General features: G+C 41.2%; 16 protein-coding genes. 3 read left to right on the top strand and 13 right to left on the bottom strand.

The genetic code is table 11. The features are described from left to right. Positions 1 to 141: 141 nt before the first annotated feature. From AC6H4V_RS06485 to AC6H4V_RS06440, 10 genes are all read right to left on the bottom strand, one after another. Positions 142 to 1,425, bottom strand: a complete 1,284-nt coding sequence (locus tag AC6H4V_RS06485; protein ID WP_497606193.1) for a type II toxin-antitoxin system HipA family toxin — start codon at positions 1,423 to 1,425, stop codon at positions 142 to 144. Further along, on the bottom strand, positions 1,415 to 1,729 hold the full coding sequence (locus AC6H4V_RS06480) for a helix-turn-helix domain-containing protein (protein ID WP_497606192.1): 315 nt from the start codon (positions 1,727 to 1,729) through the stop codon (positions 1,415 to 1,417). Before AC6H4V_RS06480 ends, AC6H4V_RS06485 begins: the two co-directional genes overlap by 11 nt. A 77-nt stretch (positions 1,730 to 1,806) precedes the next feature. Further along, a complete protein-coding gene (locus tag AC6H4V_RS06475; protein WP_497606191.1) occupies positions 1,807 to 2,301 on the bottom strand; it encodes an HIT family protein in 495 nt (164 codons plus the stop codon). Positions 2,302 to 2,313: 12 nt separating this feature from the next. Further along, positions 2,314 to 3,597, bottom strand: coding sequence for a TRAP transporter large permease (locus AC6H4V_RS06470; RefSeq protein ID WP_497606190.1), 1,284 nt, complete (start codon positions 3,595 to 3,597; stop codon positions 2,314 to 2,316). Continuing rightward, entirely contained in the window at positions 3,594 to 4,079 is a 486-nt protein-coding gene (locus tag AC6H4V_RS06465) for a TRAP transporter small permease subunit (RefSeq protein WP_497606189.1), read from the bottom strand. The genes AC6H4V_RS06470 and AC6H4V_RS06465 overlap by 4 nt, the downstream gene beginning before the upstream one ends. Continuing rightward, positions 4,079 to 5,524: a Mur ligase family protein gene (locus tag AC6H4V_RS06460; RefSeq protein WP_497606188.1), complete on the bottom strand. Its 1,446-nt coding sequence runs from the start codon at positions 5,522 to 5,524 to the stop codon at positions 4,079 to 4,081. Before AC6H4V_RS06460 ends, AC6H4V_RS06465 begins: the two co-directional genes overlap by 1 nt. After that, entirely contained in the window at positions 5,524 to 6,261 is a 738-nt protein-coding gene (gene estV, locus AC6H4V_RS06455; RefSeq protein ID WP_497606187.1) for an EstV family lipase, read from the bottom strand. The genes AC6H4V_RS06460 and estV overlap by 1 nt, the downstream gene beginning before the upstream one ends. Then, positions 6,261 to 7,298, bottom strand: coding sequence for a D-alanine--D-alanine ligase (locus AC6H4V_RS06450; RefSeq protein WP_497606186.1), 1,038 nt, complete (start codon positions 7,296 to 7,298; stop codon positions 6,261 to 6,263). Before AC6H4V_RS06450 ends, estV begins: the two co-directional genes overlap by 1 nt. Positions 7,299 to 7,315: 17 nt before the next feature. Beyond that, entirely contained in the window at positions 7,316 to 7,885 is a 570-nt protein-coding gene (ruvA, locus tag AC6H4V_RS06445) for a Holliday junction branch migration protein RuvA (RefSeq protein ID WP_497606185.1), read from the bottom strand. After that, the gene (locus tag AC6H4V_RS06440; RefSeq protein WP_497606184.1) at positions 7,882 to 9,789 is read right to left on the bottom strand and encodes a flagellar assembly protein A; all 1,908 of its coding nucleotides are present in this window, start codon (positions 9,787 to 9,789) and stop codon (positions 7,882 to 7,884) included. Before AC6H4V_RS06440 ends, ruvA begins: the two co-directional genes overlap by 4 nt. Before the next feature lie 90 nt (positions 9,790 to 9,879). Between AC6H4V_RS06440 and murJ the strand changes: the two genes are divergently transcribed. Together murJ and cysS are read left to right on the top strand one after the other, a co-directional pair. Further along, entirely contained in the window at positions 9,880 to 11,286 is a 1,407-nt protein-coding gene (gene murJ / locus AC6H4V_RS06435) for a murein biosynthesis integral membrane protein MurJ (protein WP_497606183.1), read from the top strand. Beyond that, entirely contained in the window at positions 11,273 to 12,673 is a 1,401-nt protein-coding gene (cysS, locus tag AC6H4V_RS06430; RefSeq protein WP_497606182.1) for a cysteine--tRNA ligase, read from the top strand. The genes murJ and cysS overlap by 14 nt, the downstream gene beginning before the upstream one ends. Here cysS and AC6H4V_RS06425 read toward each other — a convergent pair. Then, a complete protein-coding gene (locus AC6H4V_RS06425) occupies positions 12,670 to 13,869 on the bottom strand; it encodes an NAD(P)/FAD-dependent oxidoreductase (protein ID WP_497606181.1) in 1,200 nt (399 codons plus the stop codon). The genes cysS and AC6H4V_RS06425 overlap by 4 nt on opposite strands. Positions 13,870 to 13,928: 59 nt before the next feature. Between AC6H4V_RS06425 and AC6H4V_RS06420 the strand changes: the two genes are divergently transcribed. Further along, complete coding sequence (locus AC6H4V_RS06420; RefSeq protein WP_497606180.1) at positions 13,929 to 14,840, top strand: class I SAM-dependent methyltransferase; 912 nt, start codon at positions 13,929 to 13,931, stop codon at positions 14,838 to 14,840. Here AC6H4V_RS06420 and AC6H4V_RS06415 read toward each other — a convergent pair. Together AC6H4V_RS06415 and AC6H4V_RS06410 are read right to left on the bottom strand one after the other, a co-directional pair. Then, positions 14,824 to 15,381 carry a DJ-1 family glyoxalase III gene (locus AC6H4V_RS06415; RefSeq protein WP_497606179.1) on the bottom strand — a complete coding sequence of 186 codons (558 nt, stop codon included), beginning with the start codon at positions 15,379 to 15,381 and terminating at the stop codon, positions 14,824 to 14,826. The genes AC6H4V_RS06420 and AC6H4V_RS06415 overlap by 17 nt on opposite strands. Positions 15,382 to 15,433: 52 nt before the next feature. Next, positions 15,434 to 17,194: a polysaccharide biosynthesis protein gene (locus tag AC6H4V_RS06410; RefSeq protein ID WP_497606178.1), complete on the bottom strand. Its 1,761-nt coding sequence runs from the start codon at positions 17,192 to 17,194 to the stop codon at positions 15,434 to 15,436. Positions 17,195 to 17,221: the final 27 nt, after the last annotated feature.

Here is a 17,221-nt window from a genome sequence, read left to right as displayed (position 1 = left end):
GAAAAAAAACAGTACTCTTCATTAATTTTTTCAAAGCTTCCCCCATCGCCAGCGTATCGAGCTTGTGGTATTTTAGTAGAGCTTTTCTGTATTGCTCTTTTATCACATCGTTCATCTTTGAGAGCTTTGCACATGCCTGTATCAATAAGGAAAACCTAAAAGCTCTCTTTGTCTTTGCATATCATCACTACACTCTTTGATGGTTTTAGCATCTATCCCTATCGCTTTGGCACGCTCTTGAAATGACTCTAACACTGTTAAAATCTCTCTAAGCATGGCATCTACTCTGCTTTTTTTGATACTCTGGTTTTGTGCAATGGCGTAAAAGTCATCTCTTGTAAAATCTAGCCCTTTAGCATTGATGGTAGTGATGTGCTGTGTTGCCAACCCTTTAGAGTAGGTTATGTCGTAAGCTGGAGAAAGCCTCCATTTGCCAAATCTATCCATGATATACGAGAAGTTTTTTGTATGGTCGTCAAAGTTATAAGAAAGCGCATTAAAGAGCATGCGACGAAATAGCTGCTCAATCTCAAGTTGGCTATTGCAAAGCGCTCTTGTAAGCGCAAACAACTGCTCATACGAACTGCTTTGAGGCACTGAGATGTCAATGTGCATAAGAGCCGATGCGGTAGCGATGTGCAACTTCTCATCATCAGCATCTCTGTCAAACCGCTTTATTATGAGATGGTGTTCTCCATTTTCTTCATGCAAGTAAATAGGCGGTACTATAATCCCGCACTCTTTTGCCATAAGCATATAGATATACTCTAGTTTTGTAAAATTGAGGCTCTCCTTCTCATAGTAGATTTCATCAAATTTTATAATCGCTCTCTTGTAGCCATGAGGTATGGTTTTTGTGTTAAATCTTAGCGTTTTGGTTTGGGGGTTGTAGGTGATGAGCATCTTAGGTCTGCCGCCGCCAAGCGGAGAGACACTGTCGATAATGTTCATAAAACTCTCTATGGAGCTTATCTCATCTTTATCGTTTAAAATCTTTTTCATACTCTCATAGGCATCTTTTGCGTCCAATACATCTAAAACACTCTGATTATCTTCATGCTCTTTAGGGCGGTATTCTATGGCTCCCATCCCTCTGTCGCCTATAAATGCCAGTTTATGCAAAAGTGTAATCTGGTTTTGCTTAAGACCTTTTTTTGAAAAATAGGTATCTATAAAAGCCATTCCATGCTTGTCAGGAAGCGAATCAAAAAACACGCCTGCCAATCCGCCGTAAAGATAAAAATTGTCTGGATTTGTATAAACTCCTGTTGTTTTAGCAAGAGGAAGCTTTAGCGGCGAAATCTCTATGGAAGATTTTTTAAACGATGCATCATACTCAAAGTAGATAGCGCCTTGATGGTAGATGAGCGTGCCGATTTTTTGACCGTAAACAAACGCATCAATCTCTGTGAGTTTAGTTTGCATCTTTTGCCTTTTTAACCCTAAGTTTGCGTTTTTTAGCTTTTGCCTCTCGAATCTCCTCGATGGAAGCAAACTTTTGGCTAAATAACAGCCCTTGAATGTTGGCATGCATCCCAAGTGCTACAAGAAGTTTGATGATATTTTCAAAAGATGTGTTTTTATTTTTCAAAAACTTTGCATACGCAGAAGATGAGATACCAGCCGCGTCAAAGAGCTCTTTTTGTCTCATCTCTTGTCTGATACGCTCTTTTTCTATAATCTGTACAAACTCAGAAGCTATCTCGTGTGGACTCATAAGCTCTATCATAATATATCCTTTTAGATAAATTAAGCTATTTAAATATATTTTATCTATTTTAAAAGATAGATTATAGCATAAAATTTCTACCCGATATACTTTTGAACTAAACCTCTGATTTTTTGGTATATCTTCTCAAAATCAGTCGAATAAACCCTATTTTCTCCGATGGCGGTGATGAAGTTTGTGTCTCTCTCCCAGCGTGGCACGAGATGCATGTGGATGTGTTCTGCTATCCCTGCTCCGCCTGCACGACCAAGGTTCATGCCTATGTTTACACCATGCGCACCAAACCCCTCTTTTAAAAGCCGCACTCCTTTTTGCGCCAAATCGCTCATATGAAGCCATGTCTCTTGCGGCAACTCTTCTAGTTTGTCGGTGTGCAGATGTGGAATAATCATAAAATGACCAGGGGTGTAAGGGTAGCGGTTCATAACCATAAAACAGTGTTCATCACGGTAGAGTACATGGAGCGTCTCATCCTCTGGAGCGTTTTGGCTGATGTGACAAAAGACACATCCATCCACCTCTTTGCCTGCCACGTACTCGCTTCTCCATGGAGCGTATAGTATATCTTTCATCGTATCCTCTTTTTATAAAAATGCAAAAACTAGATTTGGAAACAACATTACTAAAATAAGTGCCAAAAACTGTAAAACTATAAAAGGAACGATGCCTTTATAGATTTGCATGGTTGTCACACTATCTCCTGCGGCTCCTTTTAAGAAAAAAAGCGAAAGCCCAAAAGGCGGCGTTAGAAACGAGGCTTGCAGGTTGAGTGCGATGAGAACGCCAAACCAAACAGGGTCGATGCCAAAGGCGTGCATAACAGGGACTAAAATGGGAACGACGATAAAACTTATCTCTATAAAATCGATAAAAAACCCAAGAATAAAGATAACCAGCATAGAAAATGCTATAAAAAACCAGACATCGCCAATCTCTTGAGAGAAAAACTCCAGTATAAGGTCACTGCCGCCAAGTTCGTTAAAAACAAGAGAAAACGCCGTCGCTCCGATGAGTATCATAAATATCATGCCGCTAAGTTTTACGCTCTCTAGTGTTGCATACTTGAGCATCTCAAAGCTAAGTGTTTTGTTCATTACTGCAAGCAAAAGTGCGCCTACAACACCAAATGCGGCTGATTCGGTAGGAGAAGCCACCCCTGCAAAGATAGTTCCAAGCACGGTTAGCATCAAAAGCAGAGGTGGTGTGACTGCCGCTAAAATCTCCTTAAAACTCACCTCTTTTACATCTTTTGCAACGGGTGCAACCTCTGGCTTGAGGTATGAAAAAACAAAGATATAGATGATGTAGAGCAAAACCAAAAGAAGCCCCGGTAAAACAGCACCCATAAAAAGCTCGCCGACACTCACGCTCATCACATCGCCTAAGATGATAAGTATGATGGATGGCGGGATGATTTGCCCGAGTGTGCCGCTAGCGGCTATTGTACCGCTTGAGAGGCTTTTGTCATACCCAGCACGAAGCATAAGAGGAAGTGCGATAACGCTCATCATGACAACACTTGCGGAGACTACACCGGTGGATGCCGCAAGCATCGCCCCCACCAAAACAACGCTTACCGCCAAGCCGCCTCGAATCATGCGAAACGCCGAACTCATCGCAACAAGCAGCTTCTCCGCCATCAACGATTTTTCAAGCACAAGCCCCATAGCGATAAAAAGCGGAACGGCGATAAGCGTGGTGTTTGACATAATGCCGTAGATGCGAAACGGGAGTGTTGCAAAGATATCAAAGCCGATTTCAGGGATAAAAAAAGCAAAAACAATGGAGACCGCCCCAAAAACAAAAGCAACAGGAATCCCAACCATCAAAAGTGCCAAAATAACTACAAACATCAAAATAGCTATCATAGCGACCTCCATTTGGCAAAATTTGTCTGCACCTCTTTTATGCTTTGAAGTACCAAAAATAAAAAGGATAGCGGCAGAAGCGACTTGACCAAAAAGCGATACTCCAGTCCCCCAGGGTCGGAAGATGCCTCGTTTTGCGCAAAACTCATAGCGACAAAATCAACCCCAATATAGACAAGAAGCAGAGAAAAAGGGAGAACAAAAAACAAAGAGGAGATAACACCAAGCAACGCTTTTGTCTTTTGCGAATAAGAAGCATAGAAGACATCGACACGAACATGCGCATCTTCTCTAAGTGCATACGCTATCCCAAGCAAGATAACAACATCAAAAAGATGCCACTCCAACTCCTGCAACGCCACCGAACCGCTAGAGAAAAGATACCTAGCCAACGCATCATAAACAACTAACAAAACAAGAAGAGAGAGAACAAAAGCGGTAAAGTAACCGAGGTATTTGATTGCTCTATCGATGAGTTGCATTATATAAAATTCGGCGCATCATTTGCAAAAAGTATGATATCGCCTGCTTTTGTTTGCGATATCAGAACCTCTTGGATTTTTGATTTGTCGCTTAGCATGATTTTGTTTTTTACTTTAAGATTTTTGTCGAAAAGTTCTGCGTTGAGTGCGCCTGTTACTATGGCTATGTCAAAGGTGTTGTTTATGGCATCAATGAGTTTTAGGTTTAGTTCACTGCTGCTCTCGACAAGCCCAGGGGTGATGATGACTTTTCTTCCATGATGAAGGGAACAGAGACGCACGGCTTCTAGCATTCCGTCTATGTTTCCGTTGTAACCGTCATCAAGGATGAGTTTGCCGCCTGCTTTTATCATCTGAAGTCTGTGTTGTACAGGAGTGAGCTGTGATACTGCTTCTTTTATCTCTTCGTTACTCATGCCAAAAGTGCGTGCAATGCGTACCGCTACGGCGATATTCATCGTTTGAAATGCACCTAATACGTTCGTGTGAAGTGATATCTTTTCTCCATCAATATAGAGTTCAAAGTCCGTTCCATCAAGTCCTGCGTTGATATTTTGTATCTCATCGCCAAAAAAAGTGACTTTAACATGCGGCTCATTTGTCACGCTTGTGTGGATAAATGCACGCTCTAATCTCGGAGATTTCATAATCTCTAGTTTTGTGGCGATGATGTTTTGTAAACTCTTAAAGTACTCTACGTGTGCCAAACCGACTTTGCCCACAACAACACTCTGAGGCTCTAAAAAAGTAGTGATGTCATAGATATCGCCGCTCTCTCTAGCCCCTGCTTCGCAAACATAAATCTGAGTATCTTGTGGCAGAGATTCGTTGACATCACGCATGATGCCGCCAAGAGTGTTTACACTTCTAGGCGTTGCATAGACTTTGTACTTTTTACTTAAAATCTGCGCTACAAAGTTTTTGATGCTTGTCTTGCCGTAACTTCCCGTGATAGCGATGATTTGGAGGTTTTGCATAGAAGAGAGTTTCTTTTTCGCCTCTCTCTTAAATGCTTCAAAAAGAAATCTCTCTATCGCAAAGCTTCCAACGTATGCCATGAAAAGCGGCATGAAAACACCGTAAACTTCACATGCCTCTTTGAGTGTACAGAGGACATTTTGAAAAATAGTCAAAGAGAGAAGCAGTATCAAAAATCGCTTTACTCTCCATGTTAAAACCAGCTTTTTATCGAGCTTTTTCTGCCACATAAAAAGGGATGGCAAAATCGCAAAATAAAAAAAGATAGCAAAAAAAGTGCCTGTTGTGTAGTAGGCTACAAAGGGAATGATAAAGTAAAGAGCATGCCAATGGGGCTTATGGTGCTTCAAAACTACACGTGAAATCTTGTAGTCATACCACTGAAGGTTGGTTATGAGATACCATCCAAGCGTGGTTACAAACAAAACATTTGTTACAAATGACAAAAAAATCTCATACTCTTGCATTAGTTATGCTCCAATGTTTTTAAAAATGTTTTTTCTACATTTGCCGCTACATCTTTAGCGTGGTGCATAAAAAAGTAGTGGTCTCCATCATAGACTTTAAGCGTTGCATCTGGGATGAGTTTTTCTATCTTTTTTGCACTGCTTATAGGTGTTGCTGTGTCCTCTTTGCCCCAACACAAGAGTGCTTTTCCCTCAAATGCAGCAAACTCTTTGGAAAAATCCTCATTGACGACATTTTTAAAGGTTTGATACATCGGCTCACTTAGTTTTTTCGCATCATTTGCCACAAAAAACTCTCTAAATTTCGCCAAACCAAAGAGTTTTAAAAACTTGAAAAGTGCGATTTTTGCTCTTACTTTGAGTGATTTTGAGACATAAATCCCCGCACTTGAGAGCAGAACAAGCACCTGTGGCTCTAGTAAAAGAGCCACTTTGCCGCCAAAAGAGTGTCCGACGATGATATCTTTAGAAGCGTTTAGATGAACCATCAAAAGCTCTATGATTCTTGCATAGTCTTGAGTAGTGAGTGCGAGGTTGCAAGTTGAGCCGCCAAACCCGGGTAAATCAATGTAAATATGACGAAAAGCATCCATATATGGCGCAAATGTGCTTTTCATCAAAGCTTTGTTGCTTCCCCAACCGTGCAGGATTATCATGTCTATCTTGGCATCAGGATTGAGTATCTCATAACTGATATCTAGTGTGTGATGATGAAACAAAATGGACTTTAGAGCCATTATTTCCCTTTTGCTTTGGAGATGGAGTGGATATAGTCATAGCCTACTTTTGCTCTTTTTGCATGCGTAAGAGAGTTGATGAGTATCTCTATAGAGGCGTTAAAATCTTCAAAAAGGTAGTTTGCCATCGACCCTGGGATAGGGTTTATCTCGTTGAGATAGACCTCGCCGCCCACTACAAAAAAGTCACATCGTATAAGCGCACCCTCAAAAAGATTTTCATACACCTTTTCAAAATTTGCTCTAAGTTTCATCTCAAGCTCTTTTGAAATCTCCGCACTTGCGACATCTCCGCTGCGTGAGAAGTCCATATACTTCTTCTCAAAATCCAAAAATTCCTCTTTTTGAGGCTCTTCAACGATAGAGAAGTAGAACTTCCCATCCGCTCTAAAACCTGCAAGATTGTACTCTTTGACACCCTCTAAAAAAGGTTCGACTATTACCGAATTATCATACTCAAAAGCCGTGTCAAGTGCATAGTCAAGCTTGCTCTCTTCTCTTACAATACTTACCCCGATTGAGCTTCCAAGACGTGATGGTTTAACGATAAGCGGATAGGCGATTTTAAGATTGCTGTGTTCGCTTTTGCTTAGTTCTTGCGACTCTACCGCCTTAACACCACGTGCATTGCAGAGCCATTTTGTATATCTTTTGTCATAAGAGAAAACACTTGCATCCATGCGTGGACCGATATATTTGATGGCAAAAAAGTCAAGAAGTGCCGCAATGCTTCCATCTTCGCCATCCGCCCCATGGATAAGGTTCAAAACAGTTCCGCTTACCTCCGTAGAGCTAAAAAGACCTTTTTGCACAAACGCACCGTGAGAGAGGGAAAGTTTAGGCATTTTTTTGTACTCACCCTTTGAGAAAGTCACTGCTTTCATCTTCTCTGATGGTATAAGATAAAAACTGTGGTCTTGGTCACAAAAAACAAAACTTAGTTCAAACTTTGTGAGCTTTTGCTTAAGCGTTATCGCACTTACTATACTAATTTCATGTTCAAAACTGGCACCGCCAAATAAAATAGTTAATTTCAATATAAATCCTTGTTTTTTTAAATTGTTTGTAAAAGTTTGAGTGCCTCTTTGACAAGAGAGGCAGTGTCGGAGCTGCTACAAGAACTCAGGGCTTTGAGAATCTTCTCTTTTTTAAACCCTAAAGACTCTAGCGCTTCACTCGCCTGTGCTGCTGCAAGACTGCGAGGCTCAGCACTCGGAGTTGCCATAAGCTCCACGTCAAAACCGCTAAGCTCCACCAAAATCCGCCCTGCGCCCTTTGGACCGATGCCAGGGACCCTTTGTACTCCGCTGATATCTTTGTTGTTGATGACAGTTGCAAACTGCGCTGGCGTAAACGTGGAGCAAATTGCCATAGCAACTTTAGGACCAACCCCACTTATCTTGATAAGCCGCTCAAAGAGTTTTTTTTCACCTATCTCCAAAAAACCATAAAGCAGCTGTGCATCTTCACGGATGATATGCGATGTAAAAAGTTTTACCTCATCGCCACTAAGAGCCGAAAAACTCTGCAATGAGATAAAAACCTCATAAACCACACCGCTTACATCCACATGTACAAACGACGGCTCTTTATAAACCACTCTGCCCTTTAAACCTACTATCACTCTTTTACCGCCCTTATCTCAAACATACCATCATCTAGCTGCACAAGAGCAAATATTTTGTCCATAGAACCCTCATATGGCTTGTAACTTACCTCGATAGGAGGCTCTATAAGTTTAAAAATAAGCTCATTATGACCCATCCATTTATCTCTGTTGATGATTCTTGCATCAAAAATATTCTCTTGCAAGGAGGTGGTTTTTGCATTTAGTAGCGTAAGTTTGTCATTTTTGACTTTATACTCATTGATGATTCCATCCAAATACTCCTGTGCCTTAAGATGCTGTTTATATTTCGCAACAAAAGCTGCAGGCATCTTGATACCATTTTGCTTAAAATGCATCAATCTTTTTTTGATTTCATTAAAAGAGTCTGTGTTGTCTTTGATCATCTTTTTGTATTTGTCTATCTCTTTTTTTATCTCATCTACACTTGTTTGAAGCTCATGAATCTCATGTTTTTTCTCACTAAAATCCTCATTTTTTTCTTTTTGCAAAAGAGGGTCGATAGTAAAAATATTTTCGCTCCCCTGAAGCTTTTTAATCTCTATAAGCCGTGAAGCTGTCGCCTTGACATAAGATGTACACTGCCCTATCTCGATATCTTTTGCTCTGATAGTCCCACCCATCGCCTGCGTTATTTCAACTTTTTTTCCCTCTGCTACACCATGTTCTAGTCTGGTTATCTTGATGTTGTCTCCTGAAGCGAACCCTTTATGGATATTGATGGTCAAATCATTGGCTGTTATGTGAGATGTTTTGTGCGTCTGCCCCTCTACGGTAGCTCTGTTGGCATACACTTTGGAGTTTGGACCTACGTTTCCTTTGATATCTATCTCGCTTACTTGCACTTCCATACCCGCACCTATGGCATCTTTTTGGGAGTCATTTTCTTTAACGCTCAGTGAAACATCAGAGCCTAAGCCAGTCAATACAGAACCAGTTGTCTTAAAAGAGATTTCACCAACATCCATATCTGATTTTATCTGGTATTTACCCGCTTCTAAACTGATATATCCGCTTCTTTTGGCACGATAAAGAATGTTTTCAACGTTGTCAATCACCTCAATGGTCTCATCAACGCTAAAATCTGGTGCGTACTTTACAAGAGGTTCTGTCGGCTCCATATACTCACCGCGACAATTTCTCCCCGCCTTGCCTTTACGTGGTTTTATGTACTCTAAGAGAGTATCTCCCTCAAGCACACTATGGATAAATCCACGTTTAGAGTAGTCCACTTTTTCATGTTCTCCAGTAGCAGCGCCCTCTTTTTCAAAATGTTTGAGAAAGGCATCATTAATAGTAGGTGTTGGCTCATAGGCTTCAGCGATAAGAATCGTTTGGTTTTTCTCATACTTTATCACGCCACCCACTTTTGCTAGTGCAGAAGCTCTTGAGATCACATCAAAGACCATCTCATCGAACATCCCCACAAGAATCCCTGCACGAATCTTGCTTTTGTTGATGTATCTTAAAAACTCATCTTCAAACTTAGGAACTGTTGCGACCTCAGAGCCCTCTTTTACGCTAAGATAGACTTTGCATTTTGTAGCGTTGGCACCCACTGCCGCATGAAAATTTTTAAAAATATCATTTTCGTTTTTTGTATAAATCTCTATCTCGTAAACTTGTTTGATTTGAAAATTTTTGTTTAAAATAGCTGTAGCGTCATCAAGCTCATGCAACTCACTTGCACCGATCTCTTCCCAGTCAGACTCCATCTTCTCTGTGTTGACTCTTGTATATGTCTTTACCTCCAAGATGTCAAAGTCCAACGAATTAGCATGAACATTGTTTCTCTTTGCCGTCTCCATCAACTCTTTGGCAACATTTTGAGTTTTTACAACAGTAGGGCGAATTTTATTGACAGTTTGTTCTTTGCTGGTGTTTGAACTAAATAATCCCATTTTTTTGCCTAAACTTAAATTTTTCAAAAAATTAAACTCTCCATTTTAATCAAAGATTTGTTAAAATCTCGTAAAAATATAAAGAAGCCTATGTTTAAAGCGATTTTCACCAACAGTTTTGGCATTTTATTTTCAAGAGTTTTAGGATTTTTGCGAGATATGCTTACCGCTTCGGCTCTCGGAGCAAATATATACTCTGACATTTTTTTTGTCGCTTTTAAACTTCCAAATCTCTTCCGCCGCATCTTTGCAGAGGGAGCTTTTACACAGGTTTTTATCCCCGCTTATGCCCACTCAAAACACAAAGGTGTCTTTGGCGCAAATATCTTTTTGCTCTTTTTGTCCATCATCCTGACACTCACACTTCTTGTAAATATCCTACCATCCTTAGCGACAGAAGTTATAGCGGTTGGTTTTGACGCAGCAACGATAGAACTCGCCGCTCCCTATGTTGCCATCAACTTTTGGTATCTTCCGCTCATCTTTGCGGTAACATTTTTAAGTGCCATGTTGCAGTACAAACGCCATTTTGCCACCACCGCTTTTTCCACTGCACTTCTTAACATCTCGCTCATCGGCGCACTCTATCTCTCGCAAGATAAAAGCCATAGCCAAATCGTCTATTATCTTAGTTTTGGGGTAGTTATAGGCGGGATTTTACAGCTACTCTCCCATCTTGTGGCACTGCACAATCTCGGGCTTTGGAAACCTTTGGCGGGTGGGTTAAAATATTTTAGACAAAAAGCTAACTATGTAAAAGTGGAGACACAAAAATTTAAAAAGCAGTTTTTTCCTGCCATGTGGGGCAACTCTACACCACAAGTGAGTGCTTTTTTAGATACCTTTTTAGCCTCTTTTTTGGCTTCCGGCTCTATCAGCTACCTCTACTACGGCAACCGCATCTTTCAGCTCCCCCTTGCCATCTTTGCTATCGCCACCTCCATCGCACTCTTTCCTAGCATAGCACGCTATATCAAAAACAATGATGAGCAAAAAGCAAGAGCGTACATGCAGCGTGCTTTTTGGTTTTTGGCATATCTGCTCACTGCCAGCACCATTGGCGGATATATTCTCTCATATGAAATAATATGGCTACTTTTTGAGCGTGGCTCTTTTGGAGCAAACGACACACTTGTAACTGCATCCGTGCTTCAAATGTACATGATAGGACTGCTCCCGCTTGGACTGCAAAAACTCTTTTTACTCTGGCTCTATGCCAACGAACAACAGATGAGAGCCGCAAAGATAGCGACCTACTCCCTTCTTTTTTACATTTTTAGCGCACTCGCACTTATCACCCCAATGGGAGCAAGCGGTTTGGCACTAGCAGGCACTATCAGCGGTTTTGTAGGCTTTGGCATGACCATCAAGGCGTTTGGTGTAAAAAACTTTTACGCCATAGTTGCATCCAAAAACGCTATCTATCTTTTAGGTGGCTCTGTTGTTTTAACGGTTTTACTTCTTCTTTTTAAGGATTTTATCAGTGTATATATTTGATTCAGTACAAAAAACAAAACGGGAGTTTATCCCGCAAGATGACAACAAAGTCTCCCTTTATGTTTGCGGCCCGACGGTTTATGATGATGCGCATTTGGGGCATGCAAAGAGTGCTTTGGTTTTTGACCTTCTCACCCGTGTTTTAAAGGCTAACGGTTACGATGTGACGTATGCGAGCAACATTACTGATATTGATGACAAAATCATCAAAAAAGCCGTTGAACAAAAAAGAGAGATAAAAGAGATTACGGACTTTTATACGGAGGCATACCATAAAGAGATGGCGCAACTGGGCATTTCACGCCCAGATGTAGAGCCAAAAGCTACAGAATCTCTTGAGGCGATGTTCGCACTCATCCAAAAGCTCATAGACTCAAAACACGCTTACACTACCGCTGATGGCGATGTTTATTTTGATACATCAAGCGATAGCGACTATCTAAGCATTTCCCACAGAGCTCAAGAGGAGAGCGAAAAACAAAACAGAGTTGAGAGTTCATCCCAGAAGAGAAACTCCGCAGATTTTGCTCTTTGGAAAAGCGTAAAAGATGACACCGTGACTTTTGACTCTCCATTTGGCAAAGGTCGCCCTGGTTGGCACGTGGAGTGTTCTGCTATGATAGAGAAACATTTGGCAAAACCTGATGCAAAGTTCGCCGTTGACATCCATGGCGGCGGAGCGGATTTGCTCTTTCCACACCATGAAAACGAAGCGGCACAGACCAGATGCGCTACTAACCATACACTCGCAAACTACTGGATGCACAACGGTTTTGTCAACATAGACGGCGAAAAGATGAGCAAGAGCCTTGGAAATAGCTTTTTTCTCAAAGATGCGCTTAAAGTTTATGACGGCGAGGTTTTGCGCTTTTATCTCCTAAGTACGCACTACAGAAGCAATTTTAACTTCAACACCGAAGATTTGGCAGCTTCCAAAAAGCGTTTAGATAAGATTTACAGACTAAAAAAACGTCTTTTTGGTTTAGCTTATGAGCCTGTAAAAACCGCTTTTCAAGAGGAGCTTTTAGAAGCACTCAGCGATGATTTAAACATCTCCGCTTCTTTGGCACTTGTGGATGCGATGATTGCAAAAGCAAATGAGACGCTTGACACGACAGGAAAACACAAAGAGCTTAAAACCCAAACGCTCTCAAACCTCGCTTACATCGATGAAGTTTTGGGTTTTGGAGGAAAAAACCCGTTTGAGTATTTTCAGCTCGGGGTAGATGAGGCGACAAAAGAGAAAATTAACGCACTCATCATGCAAAGAGACGAGGCAAAAAAAGCAAAAGATTTTGCAACGTCAGATAAAATCCGTGATGCGATTTTAGTTTACGGCGTGAGCATCATGGACACACCGCAAGGCACATTTTGGGAGAAGATTTAGAGCGTTTTGGTTCTGTTTTTATAACCCGTATTGAGACGAAGCTTTAGTCCGAGGTAGTAGGCGTATGTGATGGCTTTTTTGAGCAGATAGGCACTGTATCCTGTTACTTTTATAGTGCCAAAAAGCTCTCCGCTCGCATAGCGTCCACCAAGAGCGATAAAAACCCCAAGCACTTTTGCATCAAAAGGTTTTATCTCTTGCTTGTCTATTTTTTTGCGGATGGCCTCTGCCGCATACTCCGCACTTCTCTCGGCAGTTTGCGCTGTTGGAGGGAGAATGCGCCCGTTTGCATCTCTTATCTCTACACAGTCACCTACGGCAAAAACATTCTCATAACTACCGATGTTTAGCTTCTCATCTGGCAAAAACTGCAAGATTCTATTTTTTTGCACATCTATCGTCTCATTTAAATCCGATGCTTTGATACCACCCGTAAAAATCATAAAATGGTACGCAAGTGTATCGCCATTGTTGAAGTAGATAAACGAGTCATCCATCTTTTGGATAAATGCATCTGTCAAGATATGCACACCAAGTGATTTGAGCCGTTTATGCGTACTTTGCACCAAAAAATCGCTCATTCCGGGTAAAATCGTCTTGCTTGCGTCGATAAGATGGATTTTGACACTCGCCACTCTGTTACCAAGCGTCTTTTTATAGACCGCAACCACATTTGCCATCTCCGCCGCTACTTCCACACCGCTTAGACCAGCTCCGCCTATTGCGAGGTTTATCTCTTGCGCATCATCCTCATTTTGAAGTTTTTTGTAGATGATTTTTTCAAATTCAGCACGGAAATTGTGTGCTCTATGAAGACTTTTTACCCCAAAACTATGCTCTCTCAGCCCCTCTATAAAAGAGAAGAAGTTTGTTCTTGCCCCCGTTGCGATGATAAGATAGTCGTAAGCAACCTCGCTGCTGCAAAGCTTGACCTTTTGCGATGCAAAGTCAATATCCGTCGCATGGTCGTAAATAAAAGTTACCTTTTTCTTAAAACCGCTGCACCAGTCTTGCAGGTCTATAACCACATCATGCAGATCAAATCGCCCCGCTATATAGCCATACGCCTCTGTTTGAAGATAGTGATAAGGGTGTGCATCTATAAGTGTTACATCCATATCCGCTTGAAGAGCCAAATGCTCAACAGCACGAAGCCCGCCATATCCGCCGCCGATAACAACTACTTTTTTCTTCACTTTTTGCCTTTTGCACTCTAAAATGGCTAGAATTATACAAAAAATTACTTAGGCGAAGAATGACTGCTGAACAACTCCAAGAACTTTTAAAAGAAAACACACAAAATACAAACGAAGAATTTAAGAGAGTTTTTCACGGACGAGGAGGACTTTTTAAGGGGTGGAAGCATCTCACCGTTGATTCCATAGATACCATCTTAAACGTCGCTCTTTTTATGCAAGACGAAAAAGAGGAGGAGCTTCTTGCTATGTTGAGAGATTTTGTATCAACAAGCCGCTACACGACGCTCTTGGTGCAAAGACGTTATCTCAAAGGCGCACCAAGCGAGGTTTTGATGGGAGAAGTACCGGAAAATCTTTTTGCGTTTGAAAACGGTATGAAGTTTAAGCTCAATCTCCTCTCTAACCAAAACAGCCTCTACTTTGCTGACATGAAAAACGGCAGAGCGTTTGTAAGAGAAAATGCACGGGACAAAAGAGTGCTAAACCTCTTTAGCTACACATGCGCTTTTAGCGTTGCGGCAAAGCTAGGCGGTGCGCTAAGCGTGCTAAACATGGACATGAGCAAAGGTGTGCTCTCAGTGGGACGTGCAAATCACCACCTAAACGGCATCGACACAAAAGGGGTAAGTTTCCTGCCGCATAACATCCTAAAATCTTTCTCACGCATCAGAAAAGATGCCCCTTACGACCTTATCATCATCGACCCGCCGACCCTGCAAAAAGGAAGCTTTGAAGCAACAAAAGATTATGAAAAAATCATCAAACGGCTTCATGAGATGAGCAGTGAGGGTTCTATGGTTTTGGCGTGCCTCAACGCTCCGGAACTTGATAGCGAGTTTATCATCCGCCTCTTTGGCGAACTCGCTCCGGAGTTTACCTTTGTAAAACGGCTTGAAAACGTACAAGAGTTCGCAAGCCAAGAGGAAGAGCGAAGTCTTAAAAATCTCCTCTTTATTCGCAGTAAGTAGCCAAAAGAGCAGATTTTACCTCTAGGTACTTATCTTCTCCACAGAGCTTTTTAACGATTTCAAGCCCAAAACAGATAGCGGTTGCAGGTCCACGGGAGGTAAGTACATTGCCATCTTCTACAACCATTTCATTGTCGCTAAAGCCATCTTCTCGTATCTGCTGTTCAATCGTCGGATAGCATGTGTAGTTGTGTTTAAGCACACCAGCACTCTGAAGTGCAAGTGGTGCGGCACAAATCGCCCCTATGTATTTGCCTTTTTTGTCCATCTCTTTAAGGATTCTTTGCACATTGGCATCATCCCGCAGAGCAAGCGTTCCGTTCCATCCACCAGGTAAAACTACCATATCAAGAGCCTCGGTAGCCACAGCCGTAATCTCTGCCTCAGCCATCACAACAACACCATGCGCCCCCTTGATAGAGAGGCTTTGCCCGAGCGAAGCAGTGACAACTTCTATGCCGCCACGGCGCAAAACATCTATGATAGAAATTGCCTCTATCTCCTCAAATCCATTCGCCAATGGTACTAAAACTCTAATCATCTGCCACTCCTTCATAAAATTTATTATGCCCAACTTACCTAAATTGTATCACTTATACTCTATAATTTACTTGATGATTAAACTCAGGTACTATCTCTTTAAGTTTTTCTAGTTTCTTTTTTGTACTAATCAACTCAGATATATCATGATTTAGCTTCGTTATATCATATGCTGTTCTCCCTGCAACAGTGATAGATTCATACTCTGTTTTTGCATCGCTATCATCTATAAGTAGCTCTTCATAGAGCTTCTCACCGGGGCGAAGTCCGCTAAACTCTATAGCTATATCATCCCGCCCGCTAAGTTCTATCATCTTTTTGGCTAAGTCTGCTATCTTGATAGGCTCTCCCATATCAAGGATAAATATCTCTCCCCCCTTGCCGATGGAAGCTGCTTGTAGCACAAGTTCACACGCCTCTGGTATAAGCATAAAGTAGCGTGTAATGTCAGGATGAGTAACGGTGATGGGACCACCCTGCTCTATTTGAGATTTGAATTTTGGAATTACACTGCCGCTGCTCCCAAGGACGTTTCCAAATCGCACAGCAACAATCTCTGTCTCATTTACTTTACTACTATCCAAAGAGAGTACATTCTGGGCATATAACTCGCAAATTCGCTTTGTTGTTCCCATGACATTTGTAGGTCTTACCGCTTTGTCGGTTGAGATAAGCACAAACTTTTTAACACCATGCTCTATGGCGCAATCTATTGTATTTTTAGTTCCTACGACATTGTTCATGATAGCTTCGGCGATGTTCTCTTCTACAAGCGGTACGTGCTTATAGGCAGCCGCATGGATGACTATCTCCGGTTTATGTGTCTCAAAAGTTTTATCTAAAAGTTCTTTATTTACTACCGACTGCATCACAAGAGTCGGTTTAAAACTTGATAGCTCTTCGGCGATAGCATAGAGATTAAACTCACTGTGGTCAAGCAAAATCAACTCTTTTGCTCCAAAGGCGACACATTGTCTGGCTATCTCGCTTCCTATGCTTCCGCCGGCACCAGTAATAAGCACTTTTTTCCCATTTATAAAGTTTTTAATAACTGCCGTATCCAAATCTTTTGGGTGCCGTGCAAGCAAATCCTCTACGCTTATATCTTTTAGTTGAGCAGAAAACTCTTTACTTTTCAGTATCTCATCAAAAGATGGAAGAACCTTTATTGCTTTGAAATATGTACTAAGTCTCTCATATATCTCCCTCACCCTCTCTTTGGATGCTGAGGGCATGGCGATTACCAACAAATCTAATTTGCCGTTTTTAGATATGCGTTCTTTTAGTTCTTCCTTTGAGACTATTCTAATCCCGTCTATGGATCTTTTTTGAAGTATGGCATCGTCATCCACAAAGTATTTTACTTTGTACTCACTGTTAGCAAACTCCTCTTCAAGTTTTATACCTGCTTTTCCTGCGCCGTAGATAACTGCTGATTTTGTTTTTGTTGTTGTGTTTTTGTTGATAAGGTAGTAGTAAACATACATCAAAAAGTTGATGCTAAAGAGATATGAAAAAAGTTCGCTTGCCAAAAGTGAGAAACGTACCTTTGTGTAAAAGAGAGGAGCATACACTAAAAATGCAGCTATATATACAACACTTTTTAGTAAAAATGTTCTTTGAGTGGCCTTTGACCAGCTTAAACTATAATCTTTGAAAATAAGCAAAGATGCAAAAATCCGCACCGTAATTACACCTGCAACTACCTGCCACTCTATAGGTTGATGAAATATAAAAAAAGTCCACCAAAAAGTTAAAATTGTAAGAAAGATAATTACTAAGAAATTCAAGATTCTTTTGTCTATATAAAACATTTTCTAATCCAATTTTGACGCATTTAC

The sequence above is a fragment of the Sulfurimonas lacustris genome, from assembly GCF_059705355.1.
This window is presented reverse-complemented; position numbering and strand designations above follow the sequence as displayed.